Annotated in this window: 15 protein-coding genes and 1 pseudogene; 9 read left to right on the forward strand and 7 right to left on the reverse strand. The window is 43.7% G+C overall.

The window, feature by feature from the left end:
* The first annotated feature begins 165 nt into the window (after positions 1-165).
* The 3 genes and pseudogenes from A0125_RS11425 (at position 166) to coaBC (ending at position 2,665) form a co-directional block, all read left to right on the forward strand.
* Positions 166-1,083, forward strand: coding sequence for an outer membrane protein assembly factor BamD (locus tag A0125_RS11425; protein ID WP_066756126.1), 918 nt, complete (start codon positions 166-168; stop codon positions 1,081-1,083).
* A 31-nt stretch (positions 1,084-1,114) separates the two neighbouring features.
* Positions 1,115-1,440, forward strand: a pseudogene (locus tag A0125_RS11430) (DNA-directed RNA polymerase subunit omega).
* Positions 1,441-1,444: 4 nt separating this feature from the next.
* Positions 1,445-2,665 (forward strand): bifunctional phosphopantothenoylcysteine decarboxylase/phosphopantothenate--cysteine ligase CoaBC, encoded by a 1,221-nt coding sequence (gene coaBC, locus A0125_RS11435; RefSeq protein ID WP_066756129.1) that lies wholly within the window; start codon positions 1,445-1,447, stop codon positions 2,663-2,665.
* On the opposite strand, the gene A0125_RS16175 is transcribed toward coaBC, so the two are convergent.
* From A0125_RS16175 to A0125_RS16410, 3 genes are read right to left on the reverse strand one after another with little or no spacing between them, the layout of a single operon-like run.
* On the reverse strand, positions 2,660-2,800 hold the full coding sequence (locus A0125_RS16175) for a methyltransferase RsmF C-terminal domain-like protein (protein WP_317038818.1): 141 nt from the start codon (positions 2,798-2,800) through the stop codon (positions 2,660-2,662). The two genes, coaBC and A0125_RS16175, sit on opposite strands and share 6 nt — an antisense overlap.
* The gene (locus A0125_RS16405; protein WP_262507298.1) at positions 2,767-3,459 is read right to left on the reverse strand and encodes an NOL1/NOP2/SUN domain family protein; all 693 of its coding nucleotides are present in this window, start codon (positions 3,457-3,459) and stop codon (positions 2,767-2,769) included. The genes A0125_RS16175 and A0125_RS16405 overlap by 34 nt, the downstream gene beginning before the upstream one ends.
* 29 nt (positions 3,460-3,488) lie before the next feature.
* On the reverse strand, positions 3,489-4,022 hold the full coding sequence (locus tag A0125_RS16410; RefSeq protein ID WP_262507299.1) for a hypothetical protein: 534 nt from the start codon (positions 4,020-4,022) through the stop codon (positions 3,489-3,491).
* Positions 4,023-4,077: 55 nt separating this feature from the next.
* Here A0125_RS16410 and A0125_RS11445 point away from each other — a divergent pair, with 55 nt between their 5' ends.
* Positions 4,078-4,470 (forward strand): SRPBCC domain-containing protein, encoded by a 393-nt coding sequence (locus tag A0125_RS11445; RefSeq protein WP_066756131.1) that lies wholly within the window; start codon positions 4,078-4,080, stop codon positions 4,468-4,470.
* Here A0125_RS11445 and A0125_RS11450 read toward each other — a convergent pair.
* Positions 4,463-6,148 carry a serine hydrolase domain-containing protein gene (locus A0125_RS11450; protein ID WP_066756133.1) on the reverse strand — a complete coding sequence of 562 codons (1,686 nt, stop codon included), beginning with the start codon at positions 6,146-6,148 and terminating at the stop codon, positions 4,463-4,465. The genes A0125_RS11445 and A0125_RS11450 overlap by 8 nt on opposite strands.
* Before the next feature lie 164 nt (positions 6,149-6,312).
* Between A0125_RS11450 and xseA the strand changes: the two genes are divergently transcribed.
* The 4 genes from xseA (at position 6,313) to A0125_RS11470 (ending at position 11,150) form a co-directional block, all read left to right on the forward strand.
* The gene (xseA, locus tag A0125_RS11455) at positions 6,313-7,578 is read left to right on the forward strand and encodes an exodeoxyribonuclease VII large subunit (protein ID WP_066756136.1); all 1,266 of its coding nucleotides are present in this window, start codon (positions 6,313-6,315) and stop codon (positions 7,576-7,578) included.
* The gene (xseB, locus tag A0125_RS11460; protein ID WP_066756139.1) at positions 7,568-7,807 is read left to right on the forward strand and encodes an exodeoxyribonuclease VII small subunit; all 240 of its coding nucleotides are present in this window, start codon (positions 7,568-7,570) and stop codon (positions 7,805-7,807) included. The genes xseA and xseB overlap by 11 nt, the downstream gene beginning before the upstream one ends.
* A 22-nt stretch (positions 7,808-7,829) precedes the next feature.
* A complete protein-coding gene (gene uvrA / locus A0125_RS11465; protein ID WP_066756142.1) occupies positions 7,830-10,634 on the forward strand; it encodes an excinuclease ABC subunit UvrA in 2,805 nt (934 codons plus the stop codon).
* 69 nt (positions 10,635-10,703) lie between these two features.
* Complete coding sequence (locus A0125_RS11470; protein ID WP_066756144.1) at positions 10,704-11,150, forward strand: RrF2 family transcriptional regulator; 447 nt, start codon at positions 10,704-10,706, stop codon at positions 11,148-11,150.
* A 22-nt stretch (positions 11,151-11,172) separates the two neighbouring features.
* Here A0125_RS11470 and A0125_RS11475 read toward each other — a convergent pair whose 3' ends face one another.
* Genes A0125_RS11475 through A0125_RS11485 form a run of 3 tightly spaced genes read right to left on the reverse strand, consistent with a single transcriptional unit; the run spans position 11,173 to position 14,361 of the window.
* The gene (locus A0125_RS11475; protein WP_066756146.1) at positions 11,173-12,474 is read right to left on the reverse strand and encodes a UDP-N-acetylmuramoyl-tripeptide--D-alanyl-D-alanine ligase; all 1,302 of its coding nucleotides are present in this window, start codon (positions 12,472-12,474) and stop codon (positions 11,173-11,175) included.
* Between the two features lie 45 nt (positions 12,475-12,519).
* Positions 12,520-13,443: a citrulline utilization hydrolase CtlX gene (gene ctlX / locus A0125_RS11480; RefSeq protein ID WP_066756148.1), complete on the reverse strand. Its 924-nt coding sequence runs from the start codon at positions 13,441-13,443 to the stop codon at positions 12,520-12,522.
* A gap of 3 nt (positions 13,444-13,446) precedes the next feature.
* Positions 13,447-14,361 (reverse strand): dimethylarginine dimethylaminohydrolase family protein, encoded by a 915-nt coding sequence (locus tag A0125_RS11485; protein WP_066756150.1) that lies wholly within the window; start codon positions 14,359-14,361, stop codon positions 13,447-13,449.
* 291 nt (positions 14,362-14,652) lie between these two features.
* Here A0125_RS11485 and gcvP point away from each other — a divergent pair, with 291 nt between their 5' ends.
* Positions 14,653-17,529, forward strand: a complete 2,877-nt coding sequence (gcvP, locus tag A0125_RS11490) for an aminomethyl-transferring glycine dehydrogenase (RefSeq protein ID WP_066756556.1) — start codon at positions 14,653-14,655, stop codon at positions 17,527-17,529.
* The last annotated feature ends 85 nt before the right edge of the window (positions 17,530-17,614 follow it).

The following is a 17,614-nucleotide window of genomic DNA, read 5'->3' on the forward strand; positions in this document are numbered from 1 at the left end:
AATGCCACCTTTGCCCTGCCGAATAAAACATTGCAATGACTAAAGTTCTGCCACAGTTAAAGAATGTTAAATGCGTGATATTTAAATGCTTCGTGTGCATTATTAAATTACCTTAGTTTCGAAAAATAAATTGATTATTACTACGAATTGAAGTATCTTTGCAAAATGTTTTCACATAAACGTATCTGGTTTTTTTGTCTCGGCACGGTGTTGCTAGTAAGTCTTGGCGCTTGTAAAAGTCGCTTTGAAAGGCTGCGTGCCAGCAATAATATCCAGATGAAGTATCTCGAGGCGGTCAAGTATTACGAAGCAGGCAAATACTCTAAAGCTTCTGTTCTTTTTACAGATCTATTGAACAAATATCGCGCAAGTGCCGAAGCTGAAGATCTTATGTACTATACGGCATATACGTCATATCGTATGAAAGATTACATCTCGGCACGCTATCACTTCAAAGCTTTTGCACAAAATTATCCAAACAGTGCGCGTGCCGAAGAGTGCCGTTTTATGTCTGCATACTGCTTTTATATTGATTCTCCACGCACAAATTTGGATCAGGAAAACACGTATAAAGCGATTGACGAGCTACAGCTATTTGTAAACTTGTATCCAGATTCGGAGCGTAGCGAAGAAGCATCTGATTTGATTCAGAACCTACGAAACAAATTAGAGAAAAAAGCCTTTGACAATGCCAAGCTGTACTACAACATGGCGCAACCTGCGGACTTCCGAGCGGCAGTAATCGCCTTCGAAAGTATGCTAAGACAGTATCCCGACACCAAATATGCCGAAGAAGCGGAATATTTAATAGTACGGTCTCAATATATGTTTGCTGAACATAGCGCATTCTTTCGGCAAGAAGAACGCTTTAACGATGCCATTGATTACTATCAGAGTTTTGTGCAAAACTATCCAGAAAGCAAATACGTTAAAGAGCTCGAAACATTACGCCAAAGTGCTGAACGAAAAATTGTTCTCGCTGTAAAACAAACTGACCAGATGAATGAGGCCAGAAAGCAGCACGAAGAAGAACTGGGAATTGCAAATGGCCCAGGTTCAATTAGCACTAATGAAGCACAATAAATAACTACAATAAGAAAAATACGATCAAACTATGAGTCATAATTCATCAACTGTCCCTAATACAACCATAACTCGCGATTTACGTGATTTGGACACCGGCACTGACAACATCTACGAGTCCATCGTAGTGATAAGCAAACGTGCTAATCAAATCGCAGTAGATATTAAAGAGGAGTTGAGCGGTAAGCTAGCCGAATTTGCGACTAGTAGCGACAACCTAGAAGAAGTATTTGAAAATAGAGAGCAAATCGAAATCTCAAAGCATTACGAGCGCTTACCAAACCAAGTCTGGTTGCGATAGATGACTTTTTGCACGACAAAGTGTACTTCAGAAATCCTGCTAAAGAGCAAGAATAATTTCATGTCGTCTCTGCAGGGCAAGCATATTGTATTGGGCGTATGCGGCAGTATTGCCGCATACAAATCCGCCCTCATTGTCCGATTATTGATCCACGAAGGCGCTTCTGTCCGTGTGATTATGACTCCTGATGCCACCGAGTTTATCACTCCACTCACACTGGCAACTTTATCCAAACAGCCCGTTTTTGTCGATTACTTTGATCCTAAAACGGGAGAATGGAACAACCACGTACAGATTGGTCTCGATGCGGATCTTCTCATAATTGCTCCTGCATCAGCAAATACGCTTGCCAAAATGGCTAACGGACTTTGCGACAATCTGCTTACGGCTGTGTATCTTTCTGCCAAATGTCCGGTTTATATAGCTCCTGCAATGGATCTAGACATGTGGAAACATCCAGCAACTAAACGCAACATTGCACTACTCCAATCGTATGGAAACCACATTATCCCTCCGGGTAATGGAGAATTAGCAAGCGGACTTTCGGGCGAAGGCCGATTGGCTGAACCAGAAGAGATTATTGCGTTCTTACAACGTCAATCTTCCGAACAATATGAAGGCGACAAGCCCTTCACTCATCTCAGGGCTTTAGTTACCGCTGGCCCAACTTACGAAGCTATTGATCCAGTACGATTTATTGGTAATCATTCTAGTGGCAAAATGGGCTATGCAATCGCCAAGCGATTGCACGATCTTGGCGCAACAGTTACCTTAGTTTCAGGCCCATCGCATGAGATCGCACCAAAAGGTGTAGATCTTGTCAAAGTAAATTCGGCAGCCGAAATGTTGGCCGCCTGTCAGGAGCACTTCCAATCGTCTGACATTGTGGTCATGAGCGCGGCAGTAGCCGACTATACCCCTACCGAATACGCTGATCAAAAGATTAAGAAAAAAGAAGATTCGTTCGCGCTTTCGTTGCAGCGCACTACCGATATCTTGGCCACACTGGGTCAGCAAAAGACAGCTCAACAAACATTGGTTGGTTTTGCGCTGGAAACCAACGACGAATTAGCTAATGCAAAAGGTAAATTAACCCGCAAAAATTTAGATTTCATTGTTTTGAACTCTACCAATGACACTGGAGCAGGGTTTTCGACAGATACCAACCATATTACCATCATCGAAAGAGATGGGCAGGAACATCGTTATGAGTTGAAAAGCAAAGACGCCGTTGCTTCCGATATTTGCGAACGCATCTTAGTGCATCGCAATTCTTTATAGATTAGAAATCCGCAACTCTTTGGGATAGTAATTGTTGATTCGGTTGGGCAATGCTTTAATCCAACCAAGATTCACACCCTGATAGCGAACCAATAACCAGCCTATCTTTCCAGAATCATTAATGCCTGCGTCCAGATTTTCTTTGCGAAGAAACTGGAGGCTGTCTCCAAATCTAAGTCTATTCCTGCAATATCATCACGCACTCGCGTGCTCAATGCTAGATCGTGAGCTGGTATTAGTTCACGACCTGTCCATTTACCCAATCGCGTGCCCGCATTTTTCAAGTACAAAATCTTCTGCATGAATTCTAGCTCTACTTCATACTTTTTGGGAAAAGCATGTAATTGATCGTTATGCAAAAAAGGATACAGTCCTTCATCATCGATCCACTTGCGAAGCTCTTCTTTAGGAGCATTATTTTTCTCCGATTTGATCTTCTTTCTACTAAACGTCGTCTGCTCCGCTTTCTTTTGCAGAACGGCAAAGAAAAAGCCTTCGCCCTTTACTTCGTGCGGATAGAACCGATATCCAGATACATCACCTGCTTTTGTTGTAGTTATTCCCCATTCCGCAGGCGGATCAAGCGGTACCGAGTTGAGATCAAATTCTTCCATCAACCAATGAACTATCTCCTCATTCTCTTCTCGAGAATAAGAGCAGGTAGAATAAAATAGATAACTATCTGTTTTTAGACTGCCAATTGTATCGGCTAATATCCTTCGTTGGCGATCGGCACAAAGCTTCACATTCGCTTCCGACCATTCATCGATCGCATCATGATCTTTGCGAAACATTCCCGAGCCCGAGCAAGGTGCATCAACCACTAACAAATCAAAAAACCGGGCAGTCGGCCAAAAGACACCGGATCATTGTTGGTAACTACGACATTCACACCGCCCCACTTCATGCTATTTTCTTCCAGAATATTGGCTCGTGCTTTGATGATTTCGTTAGAAACCAATAAGGAATCTGACGAAAGATACGATTGTAATAAAGTAGATTTGCCGCCTGGTGCTGCACATAAATCTAGCGCTATAAGCGGTTTCGTATCTACGCTAAGGGTTTGCATTGCGAAAGCCAAAAACATAGAGCTCGCTTCCTGCGAATAGTAAGCTCCGGCGTGGTACAATGGATCTAAGGTATACACCGGCCTCTTTTCCAGAAAATATCCGCGATCGCACCACGGCACGCGCTCCGAGATCGACAAGACCGATGTAGGATCTGGCAATTTTTCTGGATTTATCCGAATAGAAGATATTTTCTGCTCATTTTCATGGACTTGGAGAAAAGCTTGCATATTGAATTCAGGCTCTTCATTTAAGCGCTTTATCAGCTCGTTGGGCAGGAAGTTACTCATACATCAAAGTTAGGATAAAAAACACAAATCATAAATATTGCCCTATCTTTGATACATGAAGCATTTCAAGAAATACTACACCTTGGCGGCTACGCCTGAAGAAGTCTATCTCGCGCTCATCACAGAAACCACGATCCGATTGTGGACGGGAGATATCGTTTCGATTGATGCACGACCAAACGGTGAATTTTCTATGTGGGACGGCGCGATTACGGGGCGATTTCTAGAATTGATCCCTTCGCAGAAGATCGTACAAGAATGGTATTTTGGTGAGCAAGCTGAGCAATCGGTCGTCACGATCAAATTGCACCCGCACAAGAAAGGTACTTCCTTTGAATTACAACACGCCAATATCCCGGACGAGGCATATGATGAAATTGTAGATGGCTGGAACGATGTGTATATGCAAAGCTTAATCGAATTCTACGACGAAGACGATTTTATTTAGCTTCATTAATTGTCTCGTAAATCGCATCTTGTATGCGGCTCCGAATGTTGAGATCATACAATTTGTTGGATACATCTGGATATACACGGTTGGACAAAAAGATGTATACCAATTGATGCTTCGGATCGATCCACACGCAAGTGCCCGTAAAGCCTGTATGCCCATAAACTGATTCGTTCGACAGTCGCGAAGGATACGCCTTGCTGGTATCCATATCATAGCGATCAAATCCTAATCCACGGCGACTGGTTAAGGATTGCCGTGAGGTAAATAAGTCGACCGTGGCAGACTGAAAATAGCGCACTCCGCCATAAGTTCCTCGATTTAATAACATTTGCCCATAAATAGCCAAATCGTTGGCCGAAGCAAACAAACCAGCATGGCCAGCCACGCCGTTGGCCATTGCGGCACCTTGATCGTGCACATATCCTTGCAATAGTTCATTTCGAAAAATGGTGTCATTTTCGGTTGGAATCAATCGATCTTTCGGAAAACGCTTACGCGGATTGTATCCCGTAGTTTGCATACCTATGCGGCTGTAAAGCCATTTTTGCAAGTACGGTTCTATGCCTTCCTGCGTCACCTTTTCAGCCACTTCTTTCATGGCATACATACTAATGTCTGAATAGACATATTTCCCTGCATCTTTGATTGGCGAAGCCAACATTTTTGGCCACATGATTTGCTCATAATATTCGTTGCGAAGAAAAGCATGATCGGCCAATTGCACCTGATGGGTAGCCGAGCTTTGCCGTTGCACATCACCGGGTTTAAGATCGCGATAAAAAGGAATGTAAGGTTCAAAGCCACCTTCATGCAACAGCACCGTTCGTAAGCTGGTTTTTGCTTTATTGCTCCGGCGTGCTGCTGGCAGATAAAACCCCAACGTACTATCCAACTGCACTTTTTTAGTTTCGTACAAGTGCATTATTAATGGTGTAGTTGCAGCGATTTTGGAAACGGAAGCCAGATCAAAAATATCATTTGACTTGGTACGTTGCATATTATCATACGTATGAAAGCCATAGGCTTTTTCGAGCAGCACTGCACCGTTTTTGACAATCATCACCACCATGCCAGGCGTCGCATGTTCTTTCATCGCTTCATCGGCAATCGCATCAATCTTTTGGGTCATTTTCGCCACATCGAGTCCCCAAGATTTTAATTGACCATCATCATATTGCAGACGCGTTTGGCTACGTTTGATTTTCCCAGATGTGATCGGCAAACCACCAAACACCGACATGGCGAGTGCGCGCTGAGCCGATTTCGTTTTCGTGGGGTTGCGCAGGTGGATAATATCAGCCGATAATCCAGCTGGCAGGCTGTAGCTATTCCCTCCTATTTCGCAGAACACAATAGTTTGCCCTTTGGCCGCATAAGTACGCAATCTCGAAAGGATATCACTGCGCAATTCACTGCGCTCTGCAACGACTAGAATGACCTGCGACTGCGTTACTACAGATCCGAGAGCTGCAAACGAAAAGGCGGCTAGCGGCGCATATCGCGCGGCTTGTCGAATAAAAGCTTCGTATTTTGTTGTGGAAGGAGTAATGATCACCAAAGATTGCTTGGAAAGATCTCCTACTGGCAAAAAATTTTTGCTATCCGCTAATAGCTCGGTGCGATTAATAACTGGAGGTTCGGCAGCATACACATGTGCATCGTAAAAAAGCATCCATACTATGGGTGATGCTATGATGAATAAAAGCCTATATCGTGTAAGAGTTTTATTGGTCCCTTTCATAGTGCGTATATTTGTTAACACTATAAACAAGGTAAGAATAATGTCCAGATTTTGTTCCATTGCATTTGAGATCACTTTTATTTATTTTTGGTTAAATGCCAGAGTTAATCGATCATAAAACTGTTTTTTCCCTATTCGAGGTTTCTCGCAGTATCCAGAAAACTATTGGTGAGCGTTATCAAAGTTTGTATTGGATCAAAGCGGAAATGAATAAGCTCAACCATTATTCCCATTCCGGACATTGCTACCCAGAATTAGTTGAGAAAAAAGAGGGGAAAATCGTAGCGGAAATGCGTTCGATCTTGTGGAAATCTGATTATTCTCGGATCAATCAGCAGTTTTTGGAATTATTGCAAGAGCCGCTACGTGATGGAATTACGATTTTATTTCAAGCAGGTATCTCTTACGACCCGTTATACGGCTTCAGTTTGCGTATAGTAGATATAGATCCTGCCTTTGTGCTGGGCGAATTAGAAAGGGAGAAGAAAGAAAGTGTACAACGCCTTCAGGCTGAGGGAGTCTTTCAGCTAAACAAGCAATTGAGATTAGCGAGATTGCCCAAGCGGTTAGCCATCATTTCGGTAGAAACGAGTAAAGGTTTATCCGATTTTAATAAAATTATTTCGCATAATCCGTGGGGATATAAGCTGGAAATGACCTTGTTCCCAGCACTATTGCAGGGCGACAAATCCATTCCATCGATTATTGCCCAGTTGGCCAATATCGCTGAGCACGCAGCATCATATGATGCTGTCGCAATTATCCGTGGTGGTGGTGGTGAGGTTGGGCTTTCGAGCTACAACAATTATCAGTTAGCCAAAGCGATTTGTATTTTTCCTTTACCTGTGCTCACGGGGATTGGTCATTCGACCAACGAAACCGTCTCGGAATTAGTTTCTTACAAAAATGCTATTACACCCAGCGAGCTCGCTGACTTCCTTTTGCAGCGCTTTCACGAATTTGCGATACCTCTTGATGGTCTTTTACAGCGTATTGTAGACAGCGGAAAATGGCAATTTGAGCAAGAAAAGCGGTTGCTCCTACAACTTTCTCAGGCATTGAGCTGGCAGAGTCAGCAGCCTTTGCAGGCACATCATCAATTATTAAAGAGTCTTACTCAAAGGTTGGAACACTCGAGCGGAAACACGATCCGATTACAGCATACGGCCTTACAGCACCTTGCTCAACTCGTCCACCTATCCGATCCAAAGCGATTACTTAAACGTGGTTTTAGCATCACGCGAGTCAATGGCAAGGCCATACGAAATAGCGCGGATTTACAGGCTGGCGACATCATAGAAACAGAAATACTGGACGGACATTTGACCAGTACCTTAAACGACATCAAGCATGGAAAATGAATACACGTACGAAGATGCTTTCGCAGAGCTGCAACAAATTGTAGCAGATATGGAATCTGGAAATATTGATATTGACAGCTTATCAGCAAATATCAATCGTGCATCCCAACTCATTGCGATATGTAAAGCGAAACTCACTAGTACCGAGGACGAAGTACAGCAGCTACTGGCCAAATTGGCCGACGATCAGGACGAAAGCCCTGATGACGAACTAGTGGATATTACTTAGTTTTTGCGTAATTTTGCGATCTATGCAAAAGAAGTCTGCGCACGATGCGAAATCACACATATTAATAAAAGGTGCTCGGGTCAATAACTTAAAAAATATTGATGTCGACATTCCTAAGAATAAGCTGGTCGTCATTACTGGAATGTCTGGTTCTGGTAAATCTTCCTTAGCTTTTGATACGTTGTACGCAGATGGACAAAGACGTTATGTGGAAAGCTTATCATCGTACGCTCGCCAGTTTATGGGTCGGATGAACAAGCCTGAAGTCGATTACATCAAAGGTATTGCGCCAGCGATCGCCATTGAGCAAAAAGTCATTACCAGCAATCCAAGATCCACGGTGGGTACTTCTACCGAAATATACGATTACCTAAAATTGTTGTATGCACGGGTCGGCCGCACATTTTCGCCAATATCTGGCCGCGAAGTGAAGAAAGATTCGGTAACATCTATTGTAGCCGACCTTACCAATCGCCCCGAAGACAGTACTTTTACTATTTTCTGTCCTTTAATTCCACTCAATGGCCGCAAGCTAAAGGAGGAATTATCCGTATTACTGCAAAAAGGCTTTGTGCGTGTTTTCTATAAAGATGCGATGCATAAGATCGAAGCGCTATTGGAGGATAACAGCATCCGCAACGCTTCTTTTGGCTCGCAAGATGTAGAGATCGTGATCGATCGGATTCGTTGGGATGGTGATGAGGATACGGTAAACCGCATGGCAGATTCGATACAAACGGCTTTCTTCGAGGGAAAAGGCAATTGCACATTAGATATTGATGGCGCACGCCAGACGTATTCGGACAAATTCGAGCTAGATGGGATCACCTTTGAAGAGCCATCGCCCAACTTCTTTAGCTTTAATAATCCTTACGGTGCTTGTAAGCGTTGTGAGGGTTATGGAAAAGTGATTGGGATTGATCCGGACTTAGTCGTTCCGGATAAGAGTAAATCGGTATACGATGGTGCCATTGCTCCTTGGCGTGGCGAAAAGATGGGCGTGTGGCTTGATGCCTTGATCAAATCGGCCCTAAAGTTTGATTTTCCAATTCATCGCTCCTACAATGAGCTCACCAAAGCACAACAAGAAGTACTATGGACTGGCAATAAGTATTTTCGAGGATTAAATGATTTTTTTAAGGAACTCGAAGAACAAACATATAAAATCCAATATCGGGTCATGCTTTCTCGCTACCGCGGAAAAACAGATTGCCCAGAATGTCACGGATCACGCCTCCGCAAAGATGCCACCTACGTGAAGATCGCAGACAAATCGATTACCGACATTGTATTGCTACCTATCGATGAAGCGTTGGTATTCTTCGAGCAGCTTTCACTCTCTGATCCGGAACAGAAAATCGCTAAACGATTGTTGGAAGAAATTAGCAACCGCATCAAATTTTTGTGCGATGTAGGCTTGAGATATCTTACATTGAACCGATTGAGCAATAGCTTATCTGGCGGAGAATCTCAGCGTATTAATTTAGCAACATCTTTGGGCAGTTCGCTAGTAGGATCGATATACGTGCTTGATGAGCCCAGTATCGGTCTGCACCCACGAGATACGCAACGCCTTATCGGTGTTTTGAAATCACTCCGCGATGTGGGAAACACGGTGATCGTTGTAGAGCACGAGCAGGAGATGATGGAAGCCGCGGATTACCTTATTGACATTGGCCCGGAAGCTGGCATCAATGGCGGCGAAATGGTTTTTGCCGGCAATTATGCGCAAATAATCGCCGACAAGAACAGTCTGACCGGACAATACCTTAGCGGCCGTGCAGCGATTCCAGTACCTCCAGAACGTCGCAAATGGAATGATGCGATCCGCATTTTAGGCGCGCGTGAGAATAACTTGAAAGGCATTAATGTAGAATTTCCTTTGCATGTCTTTACCGTAGTAACGGGCGTATCAGGATCGGGTAAAACCTCTTTGGTGAAACGCATCTTATATCCTGCTCTGCAAAAGAATTTAGGAAATTATACTGGCGATCAGACCGGTTTATTCGATGGAATCGAAGGCGACATCGAGCGCATCGAGCAAGTAGAAATGGTCGATCAAAATCCCATTGGCCGATCTTCGCGCTCCAATCCGGTCACGTATGTCAAAGCTTGGGATGAAGTACGTGCTTTGTACGCTGGTCTTCCAGCAGCCAAAGCTGGTGGTCTGAAACCAGCAGCATTTTCCTTCAACGTAGAAGGTGGGCGTTGTGATGTGTGTCAAGGAGATGGCGAAGTAAAGATCGAAATGCAGTTCATGGCAGATATTGTACTACCTTGCGAGGCTTGCGGCGGTAAACGTTTCAAACAGCACGTTTTGGATGTTCGTTATCAAGAGAAAGATGTATCGGAGGTGCTAGAACTTAGCGTGGATGAAGCATTAACGTTTTTTGCCGATCAACCTAAAGTGATCGCCAAACTACAGCCGCTGCACGATGTAGGCCTAGGTTATGTAAAACTAGGACAGTCTTCCAGTACGCTTTCAGGTGGTGAGGCACAGCGCATCAAGCTCGCATCTTTTCTGATCAAAGGCAACAATAGCAAGAAAACCTTATTTATCTTCGACGAGCCAACCACTGGTCTACACTTTCATGATATTCTCAAACTGCTCAAATCGTTTGATGCGCTGATTGCTTTAGGCAATAGCATCTTGGTCATTGAGCACAATATGGACATGATAAAATCAGCCGATTGGGTAATCGATATCGGCCCGGAAGGCGGTCAACTTGGTGGCGAATTAGTTTTTGCAGGTACTCCCGAGCAATTGGCAACATGTGAAACATCATATACGGGCCAGTTCTTGCGAGATCATTTGCCGAAGGCATAACAGCAGAAAGTCATGCAAACGGATATTTTTTCGTAATTTTGTTCTGAATTTTAGATTATCTGAGCTGCTATGCTATCGAAGAAAACCAAATATGCTATTAAGGCACTCATGCTTTTAGGAAGAAACTACGGCAAGGATCCAATGCAGATCGTGAAGATTGCGGAGGAAGAACGTATTCCGAAAAAATTCTTAGAGCAAATCTTGCTTGAGATGCGCAATGCGGGCATGTTGTACTCCAAAAAAGGTGCTGGTGGCGGCTATAGCCTGAACAAGGCGCCGGAAGACATCTACTTATCACAAGTAATGCGCCTGATCGACGGACCAATTGCATTGCTTCCTTGCGTCAGTCTCAACTTTTATCGCGCATGCGATGAGTGTATGGAAGAGCGGGTGTGCGGTATTCGCGATACATTTACTGATGTACGAAATGCAATGCTTCAGATTTTGAACGATACCAGCATTGCTGCATTGATCAACAAGGAGAAAGAATTAGATCTCCACGTACCCGAAGAATAGTCGACAATCAACGACTACGAACCTAAAGTTCCTCCATCAATTTTTCAAAAGCCATCCCCCTAGAACCTTTCAATAGAATGAAGCACTCGCACAACTGTTGCTCACGTAGAAATTGTGCCGCTTCTTCAGTTGTTGGGAAAAAGTGATCCTGACCATTTTGCTGAGCATAGAATGCTTTGCCCACAAACACCCTTAAATGAACTGGGATATTTTCTGCCTGGCGAATCACTGTAAGATGTTCGGCTTCACTCTCCGCCCCCATCTCAAACATATCTCCTAAAATAATTACCTTCTTCGAGGCAGTTACGATCTCCATATTAGTAAGCGCGGCAGCCATACTGCTCGCATTGGCATTATAGAAATCAGCAATCACGGTATTTCGGGCCGTTTTTGTGACTTGCGAACGGTTGTTTTGTGGCGTATACTGTTCTACGCCTGCACAAATTTGATCTGATGAAAGCCCTAAACTAAGTCCTATCGCAATCGCTGCTAAGATATTCTCCGTATTGTAAGAACCCGTTAGTTGGGTGGAAACAGTATGATAAGTACCCCGGTTTACTTTCCATTCGATCTGCAAATAAGGATCTGCCATTAAAAGTTTGCCAGACACATCATACTCTTCTGATGCACCGTATCTAATCACCTGATCAAATTGCTTTCCACTGGCCATGCCGAGCAAATGCGCGTTGTCCGCCTGAATAAATAAGGTGCCTTGATGATCTGCCAGATAAGTATACAACTCTCCTTTGGCGGTTTTTACCCCTTCGAAAGAGCCAAATCCTTCCAGATGCGCCTTTCCTACATTCGTAATTAGGCCCATTGTTGGTTGCGCCAAACTGGATAAAAAATCGATTTCGCCCACATGGTTGGCTCCCATCTCGATAATTGCTACTTCCGTTTCCTTTCCTATACTCAATAATGTTAAAGGCACGCCAATATGGTTGTTCAAATTGCCCTTTGTCGCTAGTGTTTGATACTTTTGGCTTAGTACCGAGTAGATCAACTCCTTTGTCGTAGTTTTGCCATTGGTACCTGTGATCCCGATCACTGGGATGTTAAGTAACTGACGATGATGTTTGGCTAAACGTTGCAAAGTCGTGAGCACATCTTCTACTAGAATATATTGCGTATCGTTTTCTTGGTACGCAACCTCATCAATCACCACATATCTTGCGCCACTTGCCAGTGCCTGTTTAGCAAATGTGTTACCATTGAAGTTTCCGCCCTTCAAAGCAAAAAACAAGGAATCTTGACTAATCTGCCGCGTATCGGTACTGATCTGAGGAAACTGTTGATATATTTGGTAGAGTTGTTCGATTTGCATGAGCGGTTCTATTTCTCACAAAAATAAGCAAAAAACCGATTCGCTCTATGTGTGGAATATTTCGGCAATCATGCAACGTGCGCTGCCGCCACCATACTTCTCAATGGTGTACACAGGTGTTTTTACAATCTCACCATGCACAGTTAGCCGTTCCTTTTGCGCATCGCTAAAATGCTTATATGCTTGTTCGCTCATCACGATAAGTGGATCAGCATTTGTTTTAGTACGCAACTCCAAGATGTTGCCACAAAAATGGTTCATCTGGTCTTCACTAATTTCAATGATCTCTCGACCGCTTTCTTCTAAAGCATGCTGCACTGCTTGACGGCGTGCCGAATCTCGGATCGAATCCAGACAGACGACTGCAAATGCAGTACCTATTGCCATCATCACGTTTGTATGATAGATCGGCAATCGTTCGTCACCTACCTGTTGGTATGCTTCAAACACTACAGCATTATAGTGAAGATCGTCACAAAAGCGCTCGACCAAAGCGGGATGTGCTCGAGGCGATAACGAACAATAGGCCACACGATTAATTCGGTCCAAAATCAGTACGCCAGTGCTTTCTAGATATTGCTGCTGATCTTCATAAATGGAATAATCGATAATCTGATCATAAGGCAATGCTTCATGTTGTAACACCCCGAGTACATTAAGTTGGCGTTCGAGCCTACGATTTTTTGCAAACATCGGGTATAATACAGCTTTGCTCCCGTGAAAAGAGACGATATTATTAGGGAAGATGCTGTCCGGTGTATCCAATTTACCTTCGTCTTCCACAATAATGACACGTACATCGGCCTTTTCTAAGCGCTGAATCATCGCATTGAACTCCGTCAAAGCTAATTCTTGCGTATTATCACGCGTGCTTTCGGCTGTTTGAAAATAATTATTGACGGCGGTATCTTCATTTTTGCGAAACTGTGATGGTCGTACCATCAAGATCGTATCGGTAGTTTGTTTCATAGCTCAATCGCGATAAAGTGGTAATGTTGAACAACGAAGTAAACCTTCCTGTTTGCCAATTTCATGATATGGAATCTCTTCTACGTGCAATCCTTGTGCTCGAAGCCAGTGGTTTAACCGTGTGAATTGCATTTCGGAAACCACGACCTCCGGTGAGATAGAAAATACATTAGAATACATCTGGTACATCTCATCTGCCGTGATCTGGAAAAGGTTTTCTAAACCAAATAAGTCAACCAAAAATTGATATTCTTCGGGATTCCGAAATCCACCTTCATAAATAATGGCTTTATCTATGCCTACAGGTTGAAAACAGCAATCTAAGTGCAAGGCATTGGCGCGCGCATCGGTCATTGATTTCACCAGATCGAAGGCTTTCACTTTTTTATTCGGGAAAAGATCTTGCATAAAGGTAATTGCCGCCGTATTAGTCCGCGCCGTATTGTAGTCGCTATAATCTGTACCGGTGTATGTTCCGATCAGCAAATAATCGTTCCACACTAGAACATCTCCGCCTTCAATGTGCACTTCTTCTGGCGGGACAATCACGTTTTTCGGATCAATTCGAGCAACGATATCTTGAATCGCTTGCCATTCGTCTGCCCGGTCAGGCAATATATTCGCTTTTACAAAAATATTGTCTACCACAAAACCAATATCTCTGGTGAAGATCTGATTCATGTTTTCTACACGTTTAGGCCGCAAAACTTCAACATCGTATTTCTTAAGCACACGTTGAAAAGCGTCGATCTCCTGCACCATATCTACTTCTTTTGGGTAAGTTCCTGCTCGTATATGTTCCAACGATTTAGGATCATATGCCTCGGATTCCATCGGTGTGGGGCCATTGGAATCTGCTCTTCCCAGAATAACGGAGCGTAATTTATTGGTTTCGTTTTTTATTGACAGCTTCAGCATGATTAATTTTTATAACACATGAAGATATAAATTTAATCTTTTATTTTCATTCATCAGCTATTTCTGTTATTTGTAGATCACAATTTATGTTACAAAATACATGGTTAAACAGCATTTTTGCCTCGGCGTGTACGGCCCAATTTGATCAAGAGAATAAAAGGAACACAGCATTATTTTTTCGCCAATAAAAATCGTAATTTTGCCCCGTCAAAAGGTTCATGAGTCGGGATCACGTCATAGGGAAGTGAAAAGGAAGCTAGAACGATGTAAATGAAAAAGTTAAGGGCTACAATGAGCAATATATTTTACAGCGAAAAATTTGAAGATCGTCACAACGGTCCTCGGGCCACCGAGGTAGACGATATGTTAAACTTTCTGGGTGTGTCGTCTCTAGACGAACTGATCGAGCAAACCGTACCAGCTCCGATTCGGAGAAAAGAGATGCGATTGCCCTCTTCATTAAGTGAGGTAGCTTACTTAGAGCGTGTGAATCAAATCGCCGAAAAAAACAAGGTTTTCAAATCCTATATTGGCCAAGGATATTATAACGTAGTACTTCCAGGAGTTATTCAGCGCAATGTGTTTGAAAATCCAGGATGGTACACCCAATATACGCCTTACCAAGCCGAGATTGCGCAAGGTCGCTTGCAAGCGTTGCTCAACTTCCAGACTATGGTTTCGGACTTGACTGGATTAGAAATTGTTAATGCTTCGCTTTTAGATGAAGCGACCGCAGCTGCAGAAGCGATGTTCATGTTGTTCAATGCGCGCAAGAACAAACAAGCACGTACATTCTTAGTCAGTTCAGATATTTTTCCGCAAACATTAGATGTATTGCGCACTCGAGCACTACCTTTCGGCGTCGAAATCAAAACGGCTGACCTATCAGCTAATGATTTGTCGGACGATGTGTTTGCTATATTTTTACAATATCCTGCAGCAAGTGGTTCAGTATCTGATTACCGTGAGCTTGTTAGTGCAGCTAGTGAAAAAAGTATTACTACTGCAGTAGCAGCAGATCTGATGTCGCTGGCACTATTGACGCCTCCGGGCGAGTGGGGCGCTGATGTCGTGGTTGGTAACAGCCAACGTTTTGGTGTGCCGATGGGTTTTGGCGGTCCGCATGCAGCTTACTTCGCGACAAAAGATGCGTACAAACGGTCAATCCCTGGCCGTATCATCGGCGTAACTTCGGATTCTTCTGGTAATTATGCGCTTCGTATGGCGTTGCAAACACGTGAGCAACACATCCGTCGCGACAAAGCCTCATCCAATATCTGTACAGCGCAAGCTTTGCTGGCGATAATGGCCTCTTTTTACGCGGTGTACCATGGACCACAAGGCATCAAAAATATTGCTTCGAGAATTCACGATTTGACCCGCTTGGCAGATCAAGCGATTCAAGCTTTAGGTTACAAGCAACTTAACACGAACTATTTTGATACGCTGCGTTTTGAAGTTGGTGAGCAAGCTGGCACGTTGAAAGGCGAAGCGTTGGACAATAGCCTCAACTTCTTCTACCAAGATCAATTTGTGGGGATCTCTATCGACGAAACTACAACATTCGAAGACATCAAAACCATCGTTAAAGTATTTGCAAGAATAAAAGGCAAAAATGCGAATGATGTAGATGTTGAAGCGATTGCAGAACAGTTGGAACAAGCAATCCCGGCTGATCTGGTACGCCAATCCGACTATCTTACACACCCAGTTTTCAATAGTTACCACTCCGAGAGTGAGATGCTTCGTTATATCAAATCATTGGAAGCCAAAGATCTTTCTTTGTGCCACTCGATGATTCCGTTAGGATCATGTACCATGAAGTTGAATGCAACTTCGGAAATGATTCCAGTAACGTGGGCACGTTTTGGCAGTTTGCATCCATTTGCACCAGTCGATCAAACTTCGGGTTATATGCAATTGTTGGATGAATTAAACCAATGGTTGGCCGAGATTACCGGTTTTGCCAAGATGTCTTTCCAACCAAATTCGGGAGCTCAAGGTGAGTATGCCGGTTTGATGGTTATCCAGGCATATTTAGAAAGCAAAGGGCAAGGACACCGTAATATTTGTTTAATTCCGGCTTCGGCACACGGTACCAATCCGGCTTCTGCTTCAATGGCAGGCTTGAAAGTAGTGGTAGTGAAATGCGATGAACGCGGTAATATTGATGTAGCAGATTTAAAAGCCAGAGCAGAAGAACATAGCGAAAACCTACATTCTTTGATGGTGACTTATCCGTCTACGCATGGCGTCTTTGAAGAACCGATCATTGAGATTTGTAATACCATTCACGAACATGGTGGACAAGTATATATGGATGGTGCGAATATGAATGCACAAGTTGGATTGACCAGTCCAGGCTTTATTGGTGCGGATGTTTGTCACTTAAACTTGCACAAAACATTCTGTATTCCACATGGCGGTGGCGGCCCAGGCATGGGACCAATCGGCGTAGCCGAGCATTTGGTACCATTCTTACCAAATCACAGCGTCGTACCGGTTTCTGGTCAAGAAGGAATCACGGCAGTATCTGCTGCGCCTTATGGATCGACTTCTATCTTAGTAATTCCACACGCATATATTGCTATGATGGGCGCTGAAGGTCTTACGACTGCCACCAAAACAGCGATCTTAAACGCAAACTACATCAAAGCGCGTTTAGAAGGCCATTATCCTGTCTTGTACGCTGGCGCAAATGGCCGTTGTGCGCATGAGATGATTTTGGATTGTCGTAGCTTTAAAAACGTAGGAATCGAAGTAGCCGACATCGCAAAGCGATTGATGGATTATGGTTTCCACGCTCCTACTGTATCATTCCCGGTAGCTGGCACCCTAATGGTTGAACCGACAGAATCGGAGTCGAAAGCCGAATTAGATCGTTTCTGCGATGCCTTGATTGCGATTCGCGCAGAGATTGCCTTGGTAGAATCTGGAGAAGTAGATACCAAAAATAATGTGTTAAAAAATGCGCCGCACACGGCTCAAGTAGTGATTGATGATGCATGGGATCGCTCTTACAGTCGTCAGCAAGCAGCGTATCCATTAGCTTATTTGCGTAACAATAAATTTTGGCCTACTGTTGGGCGGGTGAATGAGTCACAAGGTGACCGAACCTTAATTTGCTCTTGCCCTCCAATAGAAGCCTATGCTGAGCTAGAAGCGTAAGCAACTTTCAGCCAATGAAAAAAGGATCTGACCTATCGGTCAGATCCTTTTTTCATTTATGTAGTATGAGATAAGCAGCCAATTC

It is taken from the genome of Sphingobacterium populi, assembly GCF_001586775.1.
Lineage (GTDB): Bacteria > Bacteroidota > Bacteroidia > Sphingobacteriales > Sphingobacteriaceae > Sphingobacterium > Sphingobacterium populi.

What these genes read in the sequence shown, in the direction of transcription:
- A0125_RS11425 (WP_066756126.1), top strand. Translation starts at nt 166, where the DNA reads ATGTTTTCACATAAACGTATCTGGTTTTTTTGTCTCGGCACGGTGTTG.
- coaBC (WP_066756129.1), top strand. Translation starts at nt 1,445, where the DNA reads ATGTCGTCTCTGCAGGGCAAGCATATTGTATTGGGCGTATGCGGCAGT.
- A0125_RS16405 (WP_262507298.1), bottom strand. Translation starts at nt 3,459, where the DNA reads ATGTTTCGCAAAGATCATGATGCGATCGATGAATGGTCGGAAGCGAAT.
- A0125_RS16410 (WP_262507299.1), bottom strand. Translation starts at nt 4,022, where the DNA reads ATGAGTAACTTCCTGCCCAACGAGCTGATAAAGCGCTTAAATGAAGAG.
- A0125_RS11445 (WP_066756131.1), top strand. Translation starts at nt 4,078, where the DNA reads ATGAAGCATTTCAAGAAATACTACACCTTGGCGGCTACGCCTGAAGAA.
- A0125_RS11450 (WP_066756133.1), bottom strand. Translation starts at nt 6,148, where the DNA reads ATGCTTTTTTACGATGCACATGTGTATGCTGCCGAACCTCCAGTTATT.
- xseA (WP_066756136.1), top strand. Translation starts at nt 6,313, where the DNA reads ATGCCAGAGTTAATCGATCATAAAACTGTTTTTTCCCTATTCGAGGTT.
- xseB (WP_066756139.1), top strand. Translation starts at nt 7,568, where the DNA reads ATGGAAAATGAATACACGTACGAAGATGCTTTCGCAGAGCTGCAACAA.
- uvrA (WP_066756142.1), top strand. Translation starts at nt 7,830, where the DNA reads ATGCAAAAGAAGTCTGCGCACGATGCGAAATCACACATATTAATAAAA.
- A0125_RS11470 (WP_066756144.1), top strand. Translation starts at nt 10,704, where the DNA reads ATGCTATCGAAGAAAACCAAATATGCTATTAAGGCACTCATGCTTTTA.
- A0125_RS11475 (WP_066756146.1), bottom strand. Translation starts at nt 12,474, where the DNA reads ATGCAAATCGAACAACTCTACCAAATATATCAACAGTTTCCTCAGATC.
- ctlX (WP_066756148.1), bottom strand. Translation starts at nt 13,443, where the DNA reads ATGAAACAAACTACCGATACGATCTTGATGGTACGACCATCACAGTTT.
- A0125_RS11485 (WP_066756150.1), bottom strand. Translation starts at nt 14,361, where the DNA reads ATGCTGAAGCTGTCAATAAAAAACGAAACCAATAAATTACGCTCCGTT.
- gcvP (WP_066756556.1), top strand. Translation starts at nt 14,653, where the DNA reads ATGAGCAATATATTTTACAGCGAAAAATTTGAAGATCGTCACAACGGT.